Annotated in this window: 18 protein-coding genes; 6 read left to right on the forward strand and 12 right to left on the reverse strand. The window is 69.3% G+C overall.

Features of this window, described 5'->3' with window-relative positions; genetic code table 11:
* Window positions 1-2: 2 nt before the first annotated feature.
* Window positions 3-815, reverse strand: a complete 813-nt coding sequence (locus AC4D2F_RS12665; protein ID WP_490910850.1) for an SDR family oxidoreductase — start codon at window positions 813-815, stop codon at window positions 3-5.
* A gap of 72 nt (window positions 816-887) precedes the next feature.
* On the opposite strand from AC4D2F_RS12665, the gene AC4D2F_RS12670 reads away from it, so the two are divergent.
* Both AC4D2F_RS12670 and AC4D2F_RS12675 read left to right on the forward strand, forming a co-directional pair.
* A complete protein-coding gene (locus AC4D2F_RS12670; protein ID WP_490910851.1) occupies window positions 888-1,331 on the forward strand; it encodes a hypothetical protein in 444 nt (147 codons plus the stop codon).
* 104 nt (window positions 1,332-1,435) lie between these two features.
* Complete coding sequence (locus AC4D2F_RS12675) at window positions 1,436-1,663, forward strand: hypothetical protein (RefSeq protein ID WP_490910852.1); 228 nt, start codon at window positions 1,436-1,438, stop codon at window positions 1,661-1,663.
* A gap of 10 nt (window positions 1,664-1,673) precedes the next feature.
* On the opposite strand, the gene AC4D2F_RS12680 is transcribed toward AC4D2F_RS12675, so the two are convergent.
* Window positions 1,674-1,829: a hypothetical protein gene (locus AC4D2F_RS12680; RefSeq protein WP_181033684.1), complete on the reverse strand. Its 156-nt coding sequence runs from the start codon at window positions 1,827-1,829 to the stop codon at window positions 1,674-1,676.
* 158 nt (window positions 1,830-1,987) lie between these two features.
* On the opposite strand from AC4D2F_RS12680, the gene AC4D2F_RS12685 reads away from it, so the two are divergent.
* Both AC4D2F_RS12685 and AC4D2F_RS12690 read left to right on the forward strand, forming a co-directional pair.
* Window positions 1,988-2,758 (forward strand): DUF429 domain-containing protein, encoded by a 771-nt coding sequence (locus AC4D2F_RS12685; protein ID WP_490910853.1) that lies wholly within the window; start codon window positions 1,988-1,990, stop codon window positions 2,756-2,758.
* A gap of 12 nt (window positions 2,759-2,770) precedes the next feature.
* Window positions 2,771-3,658: a transposase gene (locus AC4D2F_RS12690; protein WP_490910854.1), complete on the forward strand. Its 888-nt coding sequence runs from the start codon at window positions 2,771-2,773 to the stop codon at window positions 3,656-3,658.
* 26 nt (window positions 3,659-3,684) lie between these two features.
* Here AC4D2F_RS12690 and AC4D2F_RS12695 read toward each other — a convergent pair whose 3' ends face one another.
* The 9 genes from AC4D2F_RS12695 to AC4D2F_RS12735 form a co-directional block, all read right to left on the reverse strand.
* On the reverse strand, window positions 3,685-4,524 hold the full coding sequence (locus AC4D2F_RS12695) for a GAF domain-containing protein (protein WP_490910855.1): 840 nt from the start codon (window positions 4,522-4,524) through the stop codon (window positions 3,685-3,687).
* Window positions 4,525-4,629: 105 nt separating this feature from the next.
* Window positions 4,630-5,649 (reverse strand): LLM class flavin-dependent oxidoreductase, encoded by a 1,020-nt coding sequence (locus AC4D2F_RS12700; protein WP_490910856.1) that lies wholly within the window; start codon window positions 5,647-5,649, stop codon window positions 4,630-4,632.
* 68 nt (window positions 5,650-5,717) lie between these two features.
* Entirely contained in the window at window positions 5,718-7,358 is a 1,641-nt protein-coding gene (locus AC4D2F_RS12705; RefSeq protein ID WP_490910857.1) for a hypothetical protein, read from the reverse strand.
* Between the two features lie 214 nt (window positions 7,359-7,572).
* Window positions 7,573-8,109: a hypothetical protein gene (locus AC4D2F_RS12710; protein WP_490910858.1), complete on the reverse strand. Its 537-nt coding sequence runs from the start codon at window positions 8,107-8,109 to the stop codon at window positions 7,573-7,575.
* Entirely contained in the window at window positions 8,106-10,841 is a 2,736-nt protein-coding gene (locus AC4D2F_RS12715; protein WP_490910859.1) for a galactose oxidase early set domain-containing protein, read from the reverse strand. The genes AC4D2F_RS12710 and AC4D2F_RS12715 overlap by 4 nt, the downstream gene beginning before the upstream one ends.
* A 27-nt stretch (window positions 10,842-10,868) precedes the next feature.
* Window positions 10,869-12,335, reverse strand: coding sequence for an ArnT family glycosyltransferase (locus AC4D2F_RS12720; protein ID WP_490910860.1), 1,467 nt, complete (start codon window positions 12,333-12,335; stop codon window positions 10,869-10,871).
* Window positions 12,332-13,108, reverse strand: a complete 777-nt coding sequence (locus tag AC4D2F_RS12725; RefSeq protein ID WP_490910861.1) for a polysaccharide deacetylase family protein — start codon at window positions 13,106-13,108, stop codon at window positions 12,332-12,334. Before AC4D2F_RS12725 ends, AC4D2F_RS12720 begins: the two co-directional genes overlap by 4 nt.
* Before the next feature lie 5 nt (window positions 13,109-13,113).
* Complete coding sequence (locus tag AC4D2F_RS12730; protein WP_490910862.1) at window positions 13,114-13,269, reverse strand: hypothetical protein; 156 nt, start codon at window positions 13,267-13,269, stop codon at window positions 13,114-13,116.
* A gap of 15 nt (window positions 13,270-13,284) precedes the next feature.
* Window positions 13,285-14,451 carry a glycosyltransferase family 2 protein gene (locus AC4D2F_RS12735; RefSeq protein WP_490910863.1) on the reverse strand — a complete coding sequence of 389 codons (1,167 nt, stop codon included), beginning with the start codon at window positions 14,449-14,451 and terminating at the stop codon, window positions 13,285-13,287.
* 564 nt (window positions 14,452-15,015) lie between these two features.
* Between AC4D2F_RS12735 and AC4D2F_RS12740 the strand changes: the two genes are divergently transcribed.
* On the forward strand, window positions 15,016-15,183 hold the full coding sequence (locus tag AC4D2F_RS12740; RefSeq protein ID WP_490910864.1) for a VOC family protein: 168 nt from the start codon (window positions 15,016-15,018) through the stop codon (window positions 15,181-15,183).
* A 37-nt stretch (window positions 15,184-15,220) separates the two neighbouring features.
* Window positions 15,221-15,349 (forward strand): hypothetical protein, encoded by a 129-nt coding sequence (locus AC4D2F_RS12745; protein WP_490910865.1) that lies wholly within the window; start codon window positions 15,221-15,223, stop codon window positions 15,347-15,349.
* A 116-nt stretch (window positions 15,350-15,465) separates the two neighbouring features.
* On the opposite strand, the gene AC4D2F_RS12750 is transcribed toward AC4D2F_RS12745, so the two are convergent.
* Window positions 15,466-15,999 carry a GAF domain-containing protein gene (locus tag AC4D2F_RS12750; RefSeq protein ID WP_490910866.1) on the reverse strand — a complete coding sequence of 178 codons (534 nt, stop codon included), beginning with the start codon at window positions 15,997-15,999 and terminating at the stop codon, window positions 15,466-15,468.
* Window positions 16,000-16,276: the final 277 nt, after the last annotated feature.

Consider the following 16,276-nt stretch of genomic DNA (forward strand, 5'->3'; position numbering starts at 1 on the left):
GGTCACCAGCGGCGGAACCCGCCCTCGGTGCTGAGCACCTGGCCCACCATCCAGCGGCCGTCGTCGCTCAGCAGCCACGCGATGAGCCGCGCCGGGTCGTCCGGCTCGCCGAAGCGCCCGGACGGGCAGTGGGCGAGGACGTCCTGCAGGACCTCCGACGGACGGTCCGCGGTGTCGTCGTCCAGGTACCCGGTGTTCACCGGTCCCGGGTTGACGGTGTTCAGCAGGATGCGCCGGTCCACGAGGTCGTCGGCGACCGACGCCGTCAGCCCGGCGAGCGCGGCCTTCGACGCCGCGTAGGCGATCTCCCCGGGCATGGGGCCGGCCACCTGGCCGGAGGTCATCCAGATGACGCGGCCGCCCTCCCGTCCGTCGTGCTGGTCGGCGAAGTGCTTCGTCGCCAGGAGGGTGGACCGCGTGTTGACCTGCCAGTGCGCGTCCAGGTCCTGCCACGAGATCTCCCCGAGCCGCCCGTCACCCCCGCTCCTCGCGTGGTTGCAGACGAGGCCGTCCAGGTGGCCGAGGGAACCCGTCGCCGCCGCGATGAGCCGTTCACCGCCGTCGGGCTCGGCGAGGTCGATCCCCGCGTGCGCGAGGTCCGCGCCGTCCCGCAGCCGACCACGGATGCCCGCGACGACGTCGTCGATGCTGTCGGCACCCCAGGGCTGCTCGTCGTCGTGCGGTGCGAAGTGGTGCAGGAACAGGCTGGCGCCCATCGCGGCGAGGCGGGAGGCGACGGCGTAGCCGATGCCCTTGCGCCGGCTCACCCCGGTGACCACGAACGTGCGCCCCGACAGGGCGGAGGTGGAGTCCATGGCCCCAGCCTAGGTGCGCCCGCTTCGCTAGGCTGGAGGCACCACCGACCCTCCCGCGCGCCGAGGAGATCCATGCGTCCGACCACGAGGACCTGCGTCCTGGCTGCGGGTGCGGGGGCGGTCCTCGGCCTGTCCGGGTGCACGGGCGGGCCCGTGCTCGATGTGCTGGAGCAGGACCAGGCGGAGCAGGACGTCCTGACCATCCAGACGGATCTCGACGGCATCGACCTCGCCACCACGCGGTTCCTCGCCGAACAGGACGGCATCGAGTACTTCGCGGCCCGGCCGACCGCCGGCAGTGCGAGCGAGGACACCGTCTGCCTGCTCGCGGAGGAGGGCATCGGGGTCGGCCTGGAATGCGCACCGCTCGAGCGCGGGACGGCCGGTCCGGTGATGCGCGACAGCAGGGCCACGGTGGTGCTGCTGCCGGACGACATCGACCGCGACGCCCTCACGGACGACGGCTTCGGACTGCTGCACCCCAACCTCGCGATCCGCCCGGCCGACGCAGGATAGTTCGCGCGCCCGGGAGCGGGCCTGCCCGGCAGGAAGTGGTGGACACCCCTGTCCCGGCCGTGCCTAGCATGGGAGCACCATGAACGGACGACGACGGAGGAGCCATGGCGGTTGCAGGGGATGACGGCGGCGAGCTGATCGTCGGAGACGTCACGCACACGGGCGGCCGGGCCCTCGCGGTTGGCCTGGCCTCCTCGGCGGACGGCGAGGGCCGGCCGGTGGTCGGCGTCGGCTGGGTGGAGCAGGGCGAGCGGCTCGAGCTCACCCTGGACGAGGCCGCAGCTCTGCGGGACGAACTCACCCGGATCATCGACGACGCCGCGGGCGCCTGACGCGGCAGGACTAGGCCTGCACCTGGGTGCTCCCAACGGTGATCCTGTGGTCCTGCTCGCACTGGAAGACGGCGACCGTACCGGGCGGGACCGGCCCGCCTGCGGGCCACTGGTCCTCACCGAGTTCGACGAGCGCGGAACCGCAGCTGGGGCATCGTGCATCCATCAGGGTCTCTCCTTTCCATCGGGCTTCACTGGGAGCCGTTCGAGGTGCGTTCCGGTACCTGTCGCGGTCGTGGTCCCTCCATCTCTACTCGCAGACCGCGGCACGGGACAGGAGCGATCATCGCTGGAGGGCGTCGGCGCGGGTGCCTATAATCGGGCGTGCTCACAGCCGGCGTGGATCTCGCAGCAGAATCGAAGGGCACCGCCCTGGCGGTGATCGACTGGTCCCGGCCCACGGTCACGGTGGACGTGCACCTCGGGGTCACGGATGCCGGGATCGCCCGGGTGGCCCCCGACGTCGACCGCCTCGGGATCGACTGCGCCTTCGGGTGGCCCGACGACTTCGTCACCTTCATCACGCGCCACGCCGCGGGTCGACGCGTCGACGGGGGCACCGAGGAGGGCCTGGCCTGGCGGCGCCGCCTGTCCTACCGCGCGACGGACCGCGTGACCCGGGAGATCACGGGCCGATGGCCGCTGAGTGTCGCCACGGACCGGCTCGGCCTCACGGCGATGCACTGCGCCGTGCTGCTGGACGCGATCGGCGATGCCCTCGGCACACCCGTGGACCGCTCGGGCGGTGGGACCGCCGTCGAGGTGTATCCCGCGGCCACGCTGCGGGGCTGGGGCTTCGACACGCGCGGGTACAAGAACGACGGCGGCGTGCGTGAGGCCCTGCTGTCCCGGCTCCTCGCGCAGGCGCCGTGGCTGGGCCTCCGGAGCGCCGACCGGCACCTCATGGTCTCCTCGGACGACGCGTTCGATGCCGTGATCGCAGCCCTCGCCGCCCGGGCGCACGCCCTCGGCCGGACGCATCCGGTGCCACCCGAGTGCCGGGAGCAGGCGCGCCGGGAGGGCTGGATAGCCCTGCCCGTGGGACGGTTGGAGGAGCTCGCACCGGAGGGTGCGCGGCGGAGCGACCAGGAGTAGGAGGCCGTTGCCATGGACCTGACCGAACGGGCCGGCGCCCTGTACGTCCTGCCGCTCGACCGCTTCACGGCCGCGCGCAACGCCGCCGCGAAGGAGGCCGCGAAGGACGGCGACAGGGACCTCGCCGCTGCGCTCCGCTCACTCCCCAAGCCGTCGTCGGCCGCGTGGCTCGTCAACGTGCTCGTCGACCGTCGTCGCGGCGAGGTGGAGCAGGTACTGGACCTCGCCGCGTCCCTCAGGGAAGCGCAGGCGAGCCCCGATCGGGCACGGCTGCATGCGCTGGGCCAGCAGCGGCAGCGCCTCCTCTCCGCCGTCGCACGTCAGGCGCTGGACGCCGCCGCCGAGGTGGGGCACGACGTCGGTCCCGCCGCACTGCCCGGCGTCGAGCAGACCCTGCGCGCCGCCCTCGCCGACCCCGCGGCGGCAGCAGCCGTCCTGACCGGGCGGCTCGTACGCCCCCTCAAGGCGAGCGGCTGGGATCCTGTGAATCTCGACGGCGCCGTCGCGGGCCCCTTCACGCCACCCGCGACGGCGTCCGGTCCGGCGGCGGGAACGGAGGGAGCCGGCGGGGACGGCGGCGGCGCAGCCCAGCCCCGGAAGGCCTCCGCACGTCAGCGCAAGGAAGCCGAGGCAGGGCTCGCCGCAGCGCGTGAGGCCCTCGCCGACGCACGGGACCGGCTGACGGGGGCAGCCAGGGCATCGGAGCGGATCGGCGTGCGGCGGGACGGACTGACAGCCTCGGTCGAGGACCTCGAGGAACGGCTCGGTGCCCTGCGCCGGGAGCTGGCCGACCTCGACAGGGAACGCTCTGCACTGGTGCGCGAGACGGAGGCCGCTGCACGCGCGGTGGAGGAAGCGGAAGCGGCGGAGGAAGCGGCCCGGACGCTCCTGGGGGACTGACGCTGCCGGCCGGGCCGGTCGTAGGATCAGAGGCCGTCGACGCGCGGCGCGGCGCCGTCGTGCGGGTGCTGCCTGACTTCCCGCTGGGCACGGCTCACGAACCGGTGGAGGATGCGGCGGTCACCGGCGGAGAAACGGTGGGGGTGCTGATCCAGGATGCAGAAGGTCCCGATGCTCCACCCGCCGGGCCCGCGCAGCGGATACGCCGCATAGAACCTCAGGGAGGGCTCCCTGACCACCAGCGGGTGGTGGCGGAAGCGGTCGTCGCCCAGCGTGTCGGGAAGCACGAGGGGGGCGGACGTTCGGATGACCTCGTCGCAGAAGGTCTCCCGCCTGGGCAGGAGCTGGCGCAGGGGCCCGGCTGCCGCCTTGAGGAAGCGGTGGTCCGCGCCGATCAGCGAGACGCTGGCCGAGCTCACAGCGAACGCGTCGCGGGCCTCGACGACGAGGGCATCGAGCGCCGGGGCCGGGCCGGAGGCCAGCAGTCCGCTCGCGGTCAGGGATCGCAGGCGCTCGGCCTCGGCTTCCTCGTCGGTGAGCAGCCATGCCGCTGCGGCGCTCATACGCGGGCCGTCGTCGGTCCGGGCGCCGCCCATCGAGTCCAGGACGTAGGGCACGCAGCTGGGCAGGTCCCGGTCCCAGAACATCTCGTTGAGGGTATGCGCGAGGATGTCCCGGTCGAGATCGCTCATGCCCGGGTCCGAGGGGCCCGGCTCGGGCCTGCCCGGTCCGGCCTGCAGGAAGCGCTCCAGCTGCGCCTCGGTCGACCGTCCGCCCATCGCGCAGTAGCGCAGCCATACCTTCTCGAGGGAGAAGCCGCCCGCCGACAACGCGGTGAGCATCAGCTCCAGTTGGACCTGGTGCACGGCTTCTCCTCGAGGTACTGGGTCATGCTGTCCCCCAAGAAGATCAGCATGCTTATGGTTCTACGGTAGCGGACGATCGGGCCGAGGGGTAGCACCGACCCGCGGTCAGCGCAATCCGGCGTCCGGGGCCACCAGCTGCAGGATGTTTCCGAGGAGCGCCGCATTGAAGTCCACGCCGAGCTGGTTCGGGATCGTGACCAGCAGCGTGTCGGCCGCCTGCACGGCGGCATCGGCGGCAAGCTCTGCGGCGATGACGTCGGGTGCCCCGATGTAGCTGCGGCCGAAACGGGACCGGGCGCCGTCGAGGACTCCCACCTGGTCCCGTGATTCCCGCTGGGCACGGACGCCGAAGTAGTACTCATCGGTCTCGCTGACGATCGGGAGGATGCTGCGACTCACCGACACCCTCGGCGTCCGGCTGTGCCCGGCTTCTGCCCAGGCCTTGCGGAAGATGCCGATCTGCTCCGCCTGCAGTTCGTCGAACGGGACGCCCGTGTCCTCGGTGAGAAGGGTCGAGCTCATGAGGTTCATCCCCTGCTCCCCCGCCCATCGCGCCGTCGCCCTGGTGCCCGATCCCCACCAGATGCGCTCGGACAGTCCCGGCGAGAGCGGCTCGATCGCGAGCCTGCCGGTGCTGCCGGACATCCGCGGATCGGGAGCGGCGATCCCCGAGCCCGCGATCGCCTGACGGAAGAGCGACGCCTTGTCGCGCGCCATGTGGGCGTCGTCCGAGCCTTCCGTGGGGGCGTAGCCGAACGTCCGCCAGCCGTCGAGGGCGGTCTCGGGTGAGCCGCGGCTGATGCCGAGCTGCAGGCGTCGATTGCTGACGAGGTCCGTGACCGCAGCCTCCTCCGCCATGTACAGCGGGTTCTCGTAGCGCATGTCGATCACGCCGGTCCCCAGTTCGATGGTCTTCGTCCGGGCGGCCATCGCGGCGAGCAGCGGGAAGGGCGCCGAATACTGCGGGGCGAAGTGGTGCACGCGCACGTAGGCGCCGTCCACACCGAGCTCCTCGGCCGCCACCGCGAGCTCGACGGCCTGGACGAGGGCCTCCTGCGCCGTGGGAACGAGTGAGCCCCGCACATCCTGGTGGTGGCCGAAGGACAGGAACCCGATCTTTGTCATGCCGGGTGCAGCGCCGCCGGGTCCGTGCGCATTCCCGCGGACGGCGTGATGCTGCGGCGACCGCGGATCTAACCCCTGGTCGTCGTCCCGTCCGGGACGCGGTCGTCGGGGTTGTCGCACTGCGGCTGGACGAGGTCGAGGATGTCCTGGCAGCGGCGGGCGAAATCGGCGTAGGCCCCGGCTTCCGCGCCGACCCCACCCTGCCCCGGACGGGACGTCAGCGTGAGGAGGAACGCAGGGTTGATGCTGCGCATCTCGGTGACGATTGCACGGCTTGCCCGCTCGAGGTCGGCTGCGGTGAACGCCGGCTCCCGCTCCGTGTCCCAGTTGAACCCGTCGAAGCCGTAGTCCTTGCAGATCCGGATGATGTCGGCCGCGAATCCGTCCGCGCCCATGGTCGCGCCGGTACCGTTGATCGGGCCGAAGCTGGACAGGATGATCCTGGGTGGGGCCGTCCGCCCGCGCAGCTCCGCCACGTCGGCCTCTAGCGCGGCCCTGTCGGAGCGGGCGTCCCGAGCGGACTCCACGCCGCCCCCACCCGCCGTCTCGGCGACAGTGATCCAGACCACGGTGCAGGCGGGGTGCACGGAGTCCAGCCGAAGCGCCGAGCCGGAGGACCAGGAGGTGCCGATGAGGCGATCCGGCAGCCGCACCCCGGGGTCCGTCGCGAGCCGCGACGTCGGAGCGTCGGGCTGCCGCAGGAACTGGCCCTCCCGCCCGGACTCGGGCGCGCGGGTGCCGTCGACGGCGGCGATCTCCTGCCGGTCGACGATGCCGCCGCGCGCGGCGAGGCCCGCCAGCGTATCCCCCGCGGCTGCGGTGTGGGTGCGGCCGAGACCGGGCACGGGCATCGGGATGATGGGTGGCACGTTCGTGGGCAACGTGGCCCTGGCAGTCCCCATGATCACGAGGGGGCCGACCTCATTGGCGAACGGCCAGCCCATCCCCTCGTCCGTGGACATATCCCAGTTGTACGCGCCCCGAAGCGTGGGGTGGGTGGCACTCACGGTCTTCCACGCACCCTTGACGGCGGCGAGGGTGGAATAGTTGACAGCGTTGCTCAGGCCGAAGCCGACGCCCACCCGGCTGGCGTCGCCCATGCGCGCCACCCACTCGTCGACGGACTCGACGATGTACTTCTCGGTGGCCAGGTCGGGGCCGTCGTAGTACTGCGGGCTGACCATGTCCAGGACCCCCGCGTCGACCATCCGCCTGCAGTGCGCCACGTCTATCGGACGCCAGGGGGCGGGCGGAGTAGTGATCGCGAAGCTCTGGCCGTAGAAGGACTTGAGTTGCTGGGAGACCCAGATCATCTGGTCGGTGCTGGGCTGCTGCTCGCCCTCATAGGTGTTCCAATCGAGCCCGTCGAAGCCGCCCAGCTCACTGTAGATGCGCTTGATGCTGTCCAGGAAGACCTGAGCACGCGCGCGGGTGGAGAGGTCGACATTCGCTCGCGCGCCACCGACGGTGAGGATCGCAGTGCGCGTCCTGCGGAATTCGGCCAGATCCGCCGTGAAGTGGGTTGCCGCCCCGCGTCCGTCGCCGGGGCTGTTCCATTGCACGGCACCGGTGGTGCCGGGCGCCCCGCCGACCGGGGAGGCGGAGAACAGGAAGACGGTGTTGTACTGCGGGGGGATGTCCTTCAACCGGATCGGTGAACCCCAGGATGTCCAATAGCCCGCGACCACGCCGCTCGGAAGTGGTGCCATGATTCTGCTCCTCAGCCCCGGGATGGGTTTGTCGTAGGGGTAGCCCTCGGGCACGGGCTCCTGTGGGAGATCGGCCTGGCGCCGGACTACCCCATTGCCATCATCGCCCGACCTCACGGCCGGAGGAGGGGGGACGGCCAACCAGGCTGCTCCAAGGATGAACGAGCGGCGGGTGATCATGTCCTGCCTCCCGCCGCTCGTCCGTGTGTCCTGTCTATCTGGCCTCGTCGCCCTTGCCGCACGCGATCCCGTCCTCGTTTGAGTCCAGGCCGAGATAGTCCTCGTCCTGGACCCCGAGTCCGTCGGGAATCAGCGCCCGGACGTCCTCACAGAGGTAGAAGGCGGCCATCTCCGGCCCGTCCATCCCTGCGTGGCCTGCGTGCTCGGCCGCGAGCCGGGGCGGAACCGGAGGCAGGCACGCCCCGTCGGTGCCGTAGCCCGGGACGCAACCGCCCGCCAGTGCCGCATCGGATACGTCACCGGCATCCAGGCCCTTGTACTCGTCGGGTGTCATCTTGATGCCCTGGGCCTGCTCGGGCGCGGGCTCGTTGACACCCTCGGCCTCGGGGGCGACGTCGGCGATCGGGACGTCGGCCTCGGGGATCTGCGCGTCCGGACGGGCGTCCGGGGCCTCCACCGGAGGCGACACCACGGGCGCCTCCGCGCCCGGCGCCCCCACGGCGGAGTCGATAGCACACCCGCTGAGTAGCAGCAGTCCTGCTGCGGCGGCGGCCATGAGTCGTGCTTTCATCGGACATTCACCATCCTGGCGACGGAGGGAACGCCGCCGGCGTCCAGGACCGTGAGCATGTACGGCCCGGGCGGCAGCAGCGCGGGGTTGGACGGCACGGTGGCGCGACGGGTCGCACCGGTACCGGTGATGGGCAGGTCCACCAGGCGGGCGTTGGTGTCCGTCTGGTGTGTGGCCGAACCCACGGCAGTGAGCGAGGCGCTGACCACGTCCCCGGTGACGCCGAGGTCGAAGCCCGCACCGTAGCCGGTCGTCGCGGGAGCTGCCGTGATGGTCGGGCGCGTGCCCTTGAACAGGTAGCTCGGCTCGTAGACCGAGACGCGCATCTCGAACGAACCGTCCGCCGGGTTGGAACCGAAGACAGCGACTCGGCCGTCCATCAGGACCAGCGAGGAGGAGTGGTAGTTGCGGCCCACCGGGTCCGCCGCGACCGTCGTCCAGGCGTTGGTCGCGGGATTGTAGGTCGCAGCCCGCAGCACGTTGCCCGTGCGGGGTCCGGTGCTGCCGTTGGAGGACAGGACGGTGCGGTCGGGCAGCGTCGTCAGGTTGACGTACATCCGGCCCTCGGACCCGGGCAGGGCCGGTCCGGGAGTCCAGGCAGGGTTGGCCGAGTTGAGGTTGATCAGGTCGACGCTGTTGGTCGCGCCCCCTCGATCGGTCGAGCCGCCGCCCGCGATCATGAAGGTCTGGTTCTGCGCCGGAGGGAGCAGGACCGAGCTGGCCTGGTCACGCAACTGACGGTCGCGCAGGCCGGGGACGTCGCCGCTGGTGGCGTTGCGCCAGTTGTGGATGACCGACCCCGTGGCCGATGGCGAGTTGCCGAACGTGTAGCCACCCGTGAAGAACAGGTTGCCGTTGGCCATGAGGAAGAAGTGCGGGTAGGTACCCCAGTACCGGTTGGTCTGTGGGGTGGCCGCACGGGACTGCCACTGATTGGTCGTGGCGTTGAACATCTCCACGGCCGTCGAGCCCTTGGCCACGCCGTCGCGGTTGTCGTAACCGCCGACGGACCAGATGTTACCGTTCTCGAGCTTGGTCAGCGTCGGGTACCAGTGGCCTTCGATGGTGTCGTTGACCTTCGTGTAGCTGTCGGTGCCCGGGTCGAAGATGTAGGACTGCTTCGATCCCACGTACCCGACCGCGTTCTTGTGGCCCGCATAGCCCTCGGTGCCACCGCTGATGAGCACCCGGCCGTCCGGCAGGGTGACGTGCCCCGCGCAGAACATGTCGTAGGGCACACGGATCTCCTTGAACGCCCCGGTGGAGGGGTTCCACACGGCGCTCTTGAAGGTCCCGGCGTCGAAGTCTCCGGTGTCATTCCCCGAGCCAGCGAGCAGCAGGACCCGGCCATCGCGCAGCAGCGTCGAATGGATCGCCCGCGCGGGCAGCGGCGAGTTCGCGATGGACCAACGCCCCGTCGCCGCCAAGCCTGTCACCGGCGGCGGGGGGGCCGGTGTCGGTGTCGGTGTCGGTGTCGGTGTCGGCGTCGGCGCGGTGCTGCCCGGCATGGTCACCGTTGCACCGATCGCGGCGTGCTGGCGCAGCCAGGTGGCTGCGCCGTCATGACCTGAGAGCACGTACCCCCCTGCCGGGATGGCCATACCGGGCTTGAAGTCGCTGCGCCCGGACACACGCCCGTCCGAGCCGACGGCGGCCTCGAACCCCCACTGGTTGGCCGGACTCGCGGTCCCGGTGTATCGGACCAGGTAGCCGGCCTGGCGTGGCACGTTGGTGCCATCGAGAACATGCTTGGCCGTCCCGATCTGGATCTCGTTGGCGGCCGGTGGAGTAGTCGGTGACGGGGTGGGCGTCGGGGTGGGCGTCGGGGTGGGCGTCGGGGTGGGCGTCGGGGTGGGCGTCGGCGACGTCGTACCACCACCCACCTGGACCGTCGCCCCGACCGGCGCATTAGTACTGAGCCAGACAGCGGAGGCCTCATGCCCGGACAACACGTAGCCCCCGGCCGGGATGGCCATGCCGGGCTGGTAGCGCGACACCGCCGTCACCTTGTTGTCGGCGCCGACGGCGACCTCGATGCCATACTGGTTGGCAGGGCTGCGGGTGCCGGTGTAGCGCACGAGCGACCCGGCCGCGCGGTAGATGTTCGTGCCGTTGAGTGTCCGGACGGCCGTCCCGATCCGCACTTCGTCCGCTGCCGGAGCGGGCGTCGGCGGCGGCGGGGTGGTGCCCCCGAAGTTGATGGTGACGTTGGCCGCGGGGCTGCGGCCGGGGGGCCCGCCCCACGTGCGCACCCACTCCTCGTCGAGGACGTGGGCCTCGACGGTATACCCTGCCGTGTTCGGCAGGGTATAGGTGCGAGTTCCTGGGAGCTGGTAGGCCCCGTCCTTTGTGGTCATCCGGTTGGCGACGACCCAAGAGCTGCGCCAGGTGCCGTCCGTGCGGGTTCCCGCGGCCGGAGCAGTCGCCTCGGCGAGCAGGATCTTGCCCTCGCCGTTCTCGGGGACCTGCCGGGTGAAGTCGGGGTGGTAGAGCCACCATTCGACCTTGACGATCGCACCACGCGAGGGCTGGGTGGCCCGAGCGGTCGCCTCCAGCGGCACGGTGCCGCTGAGTGTGGCACTGGAGGCAGGTGCGGACATGGTGACGGCGATGCACTGCGTCCCCCAGGGACACGGCACAGCGCTGGCGGGGGAGACCCCGACCAGACCGACCAACAGCACAGTGGTCAGCACGGCCAGGCTTCGGCCCAGTAGCGCCCGTAGAGCTTTCATGCGATCCCTTTCTTTCCCCGTGACGGATCAGCCACGGGTGTAGATGAGCCAGTTGTCACCCGGAGTGGGCGACGCAGGGAATGGCTCGAAGGCCAGGGAATATACGGTGCTCTCCTCCAGCGCGTCCAGGAACACACTTTGCGCGGCGTCCTGGTCCGCGTTGCCAACACTGGAGCTGCGCAGGATCACCGTCTGGTAGCGCTCGTCCTCGACGGCGGCCCGGATGCTGGCCTCGCCCTCGAAGTACAGCTCGAAGGTCGTCTCCCAGGCGATGCCGGGCAGATCGCGCGTGTGGTAATCGAGCGCGTCAGTCGCCGAGCTGATGTACAGCCCGCCCTGAGGATCGGACTCGATCGCCGTCACCACGTTCTGGACATTGGTCCAGCGGTACATGGCGTCGGCGCGGACCAGGGGGAACAGCGCCATGATCAGTACAGCGATCACCACCGGGGTGACCATCAGCGGGTAGCGGGAGATGCGCGCCAGACCCCACCCGATGGGCAGCGCGAGGAGCATGACCGAGTAGGCCAGGTGCTTCTCGAACGAGACGGCCTCGCCGAGGATCATCTGGCCGATGGGCAGTGCCATCGAGGCGAGCACCAGGCCCGAACCCAGGAGCAGCAGTCGCCGGTCCCCGGCGCGGAACATCAGCACCAGCGACACCGCTGCGAGCAGCAGCAGGAAGGCCAGGTGGTCACCGACCAAGGCGAGTAGCGCCCCCGTGCTGGTCGGGGACAATGCCTGCCGGGCGGTCGTGGTGAACGCGACGTCCCGTGCGATCGACTCTCCCCAGACCGCCCAGACAGTGGTCAGCAGACCCAACGCCACCCCGGCGGCGACGAGTGCCCGTCGCACCCCCAGGACGCCCATGACGAGGGTCGCTGCGAGTACGACCGGCACGAAGATGCCGGCGGTGTACTTGGTCAGGGCGGCCAGCGCCAACAGACCGCCGAGCAGGACGGCGGAGGGATAGCCCCGGCGCGTCAAGCCCACCCACAGCCCCAGGGCGAGCAGGAAATTCACCAGGGCATCGAACGTCCCCAACCAGCCCGTGAAGAGCACCGGGCCCGAGAGCACGAAGGTGGCCGCAGTGAGCAAGCCTGCCCTCCTGCCCCATAGGTGGCGCGCCGTGCCGTAGAGGGCCATGACAGTGCCGAGCACGCACACCAGGCTGAACGCCCGAACGAGGTAGAGACCTCCCGCGGCGTCCAGCAGAGCTGCGAGCACGGGGTAGAGCGCGGGCATGCCGGAGAAGAACGCACCGGCGTCGCCGAGCGGACGACCGTTGAACCAGTGGTCGAGGTAGGCGTTGCCGGCGTTGATGTAAAGCGCCTCGTCGATGAATGCCGTGTTGCGCAGGCGGACGGCCAGCGCAATACCGTAGGCCAGGACGAGGCCCAGAAGCAGCCACTGCTTCTTCTCGCGACTCATGGGCGGGCGAACGGGCGGGGTGATCTGTGACGCCTCGGAACGCATCAGGGTGGTAGCGGTCATGGCTCCTGCTCGCTTGCTCGTGCCCGGTGGGTTAAGCCGAGGTCTGTGGGTAGTTCGGTGTCTGTGGCGACGACCCGGCCGAAACACAGGTCCTGCGCGTAGTAGTGCTCGATGATCAGCGGCAACGCCTCAAGGGTGAGGGGTTTGCCGTCGTGCAGGAGGAGGATCCCACCGTCCGTCATCCCCTTGGACTTCGCGGCCACCTGTTCGGCAGTCGTGGCCTCATAGTCCTTCGAGTCGACGGTCCACAGGACCTCGACCATCCCCCGGCTCTCGACCGCCTTCCTGAGCTCGGCGTTTGTGCTGCCGAACGGCGGGCGGAACAGCGTCGGGGCGTCGTGACTCAGATCGCGGTGCGTGACCGTTGCCGCGTCGATATCAGCCAGGGCCACCTTCAGGTCCACAGCCAACAGGTCAGGGTGGGTCATCGTGTGATTGCCCAGCTGATGACCGGCCGCCACCGTATGCTCGACCAGGCGGGAGCGGGCCCGCTCCTGGGTACCGGTGTTGAAGAAGGTCGCCGGGACCTCATAGTGGTCGAGCAGGGCCAGGAAGTCCGAGGTGAGCCCCGTGGGGCCGTCATCGAACGTCAGGGCCACATAGCCCGCGCATGCAGCCGGGGCAGTCAGCTCCGGCAGGTGATTCATGTCCACGCGCTCGATCGACGTCTCGGCGCGAGGAATCGGGGTGGGCGGCAGCGGTTCTTGACCAGCGCAACCCACGAGAGCCAGCGTGAGCGCCGCGAAGGCGGCCCCGATCTGCGGGACCGCCACGCGACTCAAAACTCCTCCTTGGGCCGCAACCGCGTCAATACGACGCCGGCCATGATGAACGCCACACTGGAGACGATGATCCAAAACGCATCCAGGCCGGTGGCGGCCAGCGTAGTAGCCGACGCACCGGCCGCAGCGACACTTCCGTTTGCTCCGTACATTGGTCTTTCCTCCTCTCAGGTGATCCAGACGCGCGCCTCGCGGCGCACGGCTCCGAACAGGGAACGCCAGTACACGATGAACATGGCGTTGTCATAGAGCCAGAGCGGAACGAAGAGGACGGCCGTCCGAATAGAGGCCTGGTCCTTCGTTCGGTACGCCGTGACGATGTTCTCCGCCATGAAAATCGGCAGCAGGAACCAGTAGAACGGGTTGGGGGTGATGTCCCAGAGCAGCCAGCTCAGGACCAGCGCGAGCAGTGCGGCCGGGAAGAGCAGGGACGAGAAGAACGTGAATGCCACCCCGCCCCAGGTGCGGCGCGTAATCCTGTTCCAGCCGTAAAGCCATAGCGACTCCATGGCACCCCGGTACCAGCGCAGGCGCTGAACCTCGAGGGCCTGAATGGTCGGCATGACGTCGGTGACCACCGGGCAGCGCTTGGTGCTGGAGCAATCGAAGCCCAGATGCCGGATCGCAAGGGTCAGCTCGTAGTCCTCGGTGAGAGAGTCCTCCAGGTAGACGGTGCCGGGGGTGCCCGGCAGGGTCTTACCCCGTGCATCGGCGAGGGCCCGGAAGACATGCACCGGGAACAACGATGCCGCGCCGGACAGAACGTGCACCTTGCCGCCCTGGCGTCCCATGAGGCGGGAGCCCCGGGCGTACTCGATGGCCTGGGCGCGCTCGATGAAATTCGTCGGGGTCCGAGCGACGATACAACCCGACACTCCGCCGAGATCGGCTTTCACACCATAAACCCACAGAGCGTTCTTGATGAAGTCGGCGCCGAGTTCGCCGTCCGCATCCTGGGCCAGGATGTAGTCTTCGTCATTGAGCAGCGGCATGACCATGCTGAGCCCTTGATTGAGGGCCCCGGCTTTCTTTGCCCTGTTGCCCACGGTCTCCACGACCTGAGCCCCGGCCTCCCGCGCCAGATTCACGGTGTTGTCGGTGCAGTTGTCGGCCATGACGATGACCAGCGCGGGCTGGATGGTCTGGGCGAACTGGCTGCGGACCGTCTTGACGATCCCCTCCTCCTCGTTGTGCGCCGGAATGAGCGACACGATGCGAGGACCGGGCCGGTCCAGGCCGGACAGGTCGAGGACGGCGGGGTAGGGCGCGGCGACCAATGCTTCGATCTCGTCGGCGGTCGGCGGGTGCATCGTCGGCTGCACGCCGGCCAGCACGGGAGTGGGGGGATGGCCCCCGCTCGGAGGGTGGGCTCCTGCCCTGGCGGCTGGATGGTCAGTCGCCGAACTGATGATGGACTTCAATGAGACCTCCTCGAAACCGAAGACTTCGAAGCCCTTTCCGAGACCCGTATGCGCATTCACCGAATCGGCGGGGTTGCATGGTGCGACGAACTGAGATTCAAGACCACGGAATTCTTGACGACCGCCACTCCGAGCTGTGGGTACCAGTGCCGGCGCTTCCTACGCGTAGCTACACGTCGGAGTGCGGGAGACCTGGTTAGCGACTTGGAAGTGGATGATCGGTAATTGGACTTGCCTTGTGTACACAGCTTGGAGCGGTACGCAGGTCCGAACACGAGTAGGTAGTACCTGAGATACTGGAGCACTTACTTGCCCGATAAAATTGACTCCACTCTTCTACGCCGAATAACCACCGCACAAAAGCAATGAATACTCCAAGGCATACCCGGATCACGGGCGTGGTCGAATCAGCGAGCCACACGAGCGCAAGGATCACTCCGGCTCCCGTCGGCCGACCGGGCTTGCAACACTGCGACCATGACGATCCCCATCAAGGCCTGCGCCCACGTCCGACTCACGGTCAGCGGCATCGACGCCTCCCGCGCGTTCTACGACGCCCTCTTCGGGCTCCCCGTCGCCTTCGAGGTGCGGAGGGCGCGGACGAGACGACGCGTAAGGAGCTCGGCTTCCTGTTCGGCGGCGTGATCTACCGGTTTGGGGACACATCCTGAGGCTGCGATCCGTGGCGGATGACGCCTTCGACGAGAACCGCGTGGGCCTCGACCACCTCTCCTTCACCGCCCAGGACAGGAACGTGCCCGACGACGCCGCGAGGCAGCTGGCGACCGCGGGATTCCGCACGCCGGGGTGAAGGACATCGGCATGGGCCACATCCTGGAATTCCGTGATCCGGACGGCATCGAGCTCGAGCTCTTCGCACCGAAGGCGTAGGGGCGGCACTCCCTCCTATCCGGACCCGGCGGAAGATCAGCTCGAGCCGTTCACCTCGAGCTCGGCCTGGTCGGCGAGTCGACGGAGCTGCCGGAGCTCACGGTGGCCCAGACGTCGAGGCTCGGTGTCGAGGATGCAGAGGCTGCCCACGAACCAGCCGCCGGGTCCACGCAACGGCACGCCGGCGTAGAAACGGATGAATGGCGGACCCACGACGATGGGGCTGGTCCGAAAGCGCTCGTCCGCCAACAGGTCGGGCACCACCAGGGTGTCTTCGCCCGCGATGGTCACATTGCAGAACGCGGCCTCTCTCGGGAGGGTGCGGGGGAAGGACCCCATGACGGACTTGAGGTACTGCCGGTCCTCGGCGATGAGCGAGATGATCGCGGTCGCGACCGCGAAGTGGCTCCGGGCGTGACGCGTCAGGCGGTCGAAGCGCTCCTCGTCGCCCGAGTCGAAGAGATTCGAACGGTGAAGGGAACGCAGTCTTTGACGTTCGGCTTCCCGGGCGGTGAGCGGCGCCGGGAGGTCCGGTGGGACCGGTGTGACAAGGGAGGAAAGGATCGGCAAGGAAGAGTCCGCTCGGGTGGGGGTAGGGCGACCATCCGTTCACCTGGGCAACGGATATATCCATAGTGGCTGAGCAATCTCAAGGCGACGGCCGGGAAGGGCAGCGCAAAGCGAAATCTTTGGCGAACTTTCCCCTAGGACGACGGCGGGGCACGGCTGCTCATCCCCGTGAGTCGGGCGGACAACCAGGACCGGGAAACCATCGACCTGCCCGACGTGGTGATGACGCACTACAAGCTGCAGAAGCACCAGAGGGTGGATCAGCGCCTCACCGACG

This window comes from Arthrobacter sp. TJ-263 (assembly GCF_058269155.1).

Coding starts and splice junctions, on each gene's coding strand:
- AC4D2F_RS12675 (WP_490910852.1), top strand. CDS start 1,436: ATGGCGGTTGCAGGGGATGACGGCGGCGAGCTGATCGTCGGAGACGTC.
- AC4D2F_RS12665 (WP_490910850.1), bottom strand. CDS start 815: ATGGACTCCACCTCCGCCCTGTCGGGGCGCACGTTCGTGGTCACCGGG.
- AC4D2F_RS12705 (WP_490910857.1), bottom strand. CDS start 7,358: ATGGCACCACTTCCGAGCGGCGTGGTCGCGGGCTATTGGACATCCTGG.
- AC4D2F_RS12680 (WP_181033684.1), bottom strand. CDS start 1,829: ATGGATGCACGATGCCCCAGCTGCGGTTCCGCGCTCGTCGAACTCGGT.
- AC4D2F_RS12700 (WP_490910856.1), bottom strand. CDS start 5,649: ATGACAAAGATCGGGTTCCTGTCCTTCGGCCACCACCAGGATGTGCGG.
- AC4D2F_RS12730 (WP_490910862.1), bottom strand. CDS start 13,269: ATGTACGGAGCAAACGGAAGTGTCGCTGCGGCCGGTGCGTCGGCTACT.
- AC4D2F_RS12710 (WP_490910858.1), bottom strand. CDS start 8,109: ATGAAAGCACGACTCATGGCCGCCGCCGCAGCAGGACTGCTGCTACTC.
- AC4D2F_RS12715 (WP_490910859.1), bottom strand. CDS start 10,841: ATGAAAGCTCTACGGGCGCTACTGGGCCGAAGCCTGGCCGTGCTGACC.
- AC4D2F_RS12720 (WP_490910860.1), bottom strand. CDS start 12,335: ATGACCGCTACCACCCTGATGCGTTCCGAGGCGTCACAGATCACCCCG.
- AC4D2F_RS12740 (WP_490910864.1), top strand. CDS start 15,016: ATGACGATCCCCATCAAGGCCTGCGCCCACGTCCGACTCACGGTCAGC.
- AC4D2F_RS12690 (WP_490910854.1), top strand. CDS start 2,771: ATGGACCTGACCGAACGGGCCGGCGCCCTGTACGTCCTGCCGCTCGAC.
- AC4D2F_RS12670 (WP_490910851.1), top strand. CDS start 888: ATGCGTCCGACCACGAGGACCTGCGTCCTGGCTGCGGGTGCGGGGGCG.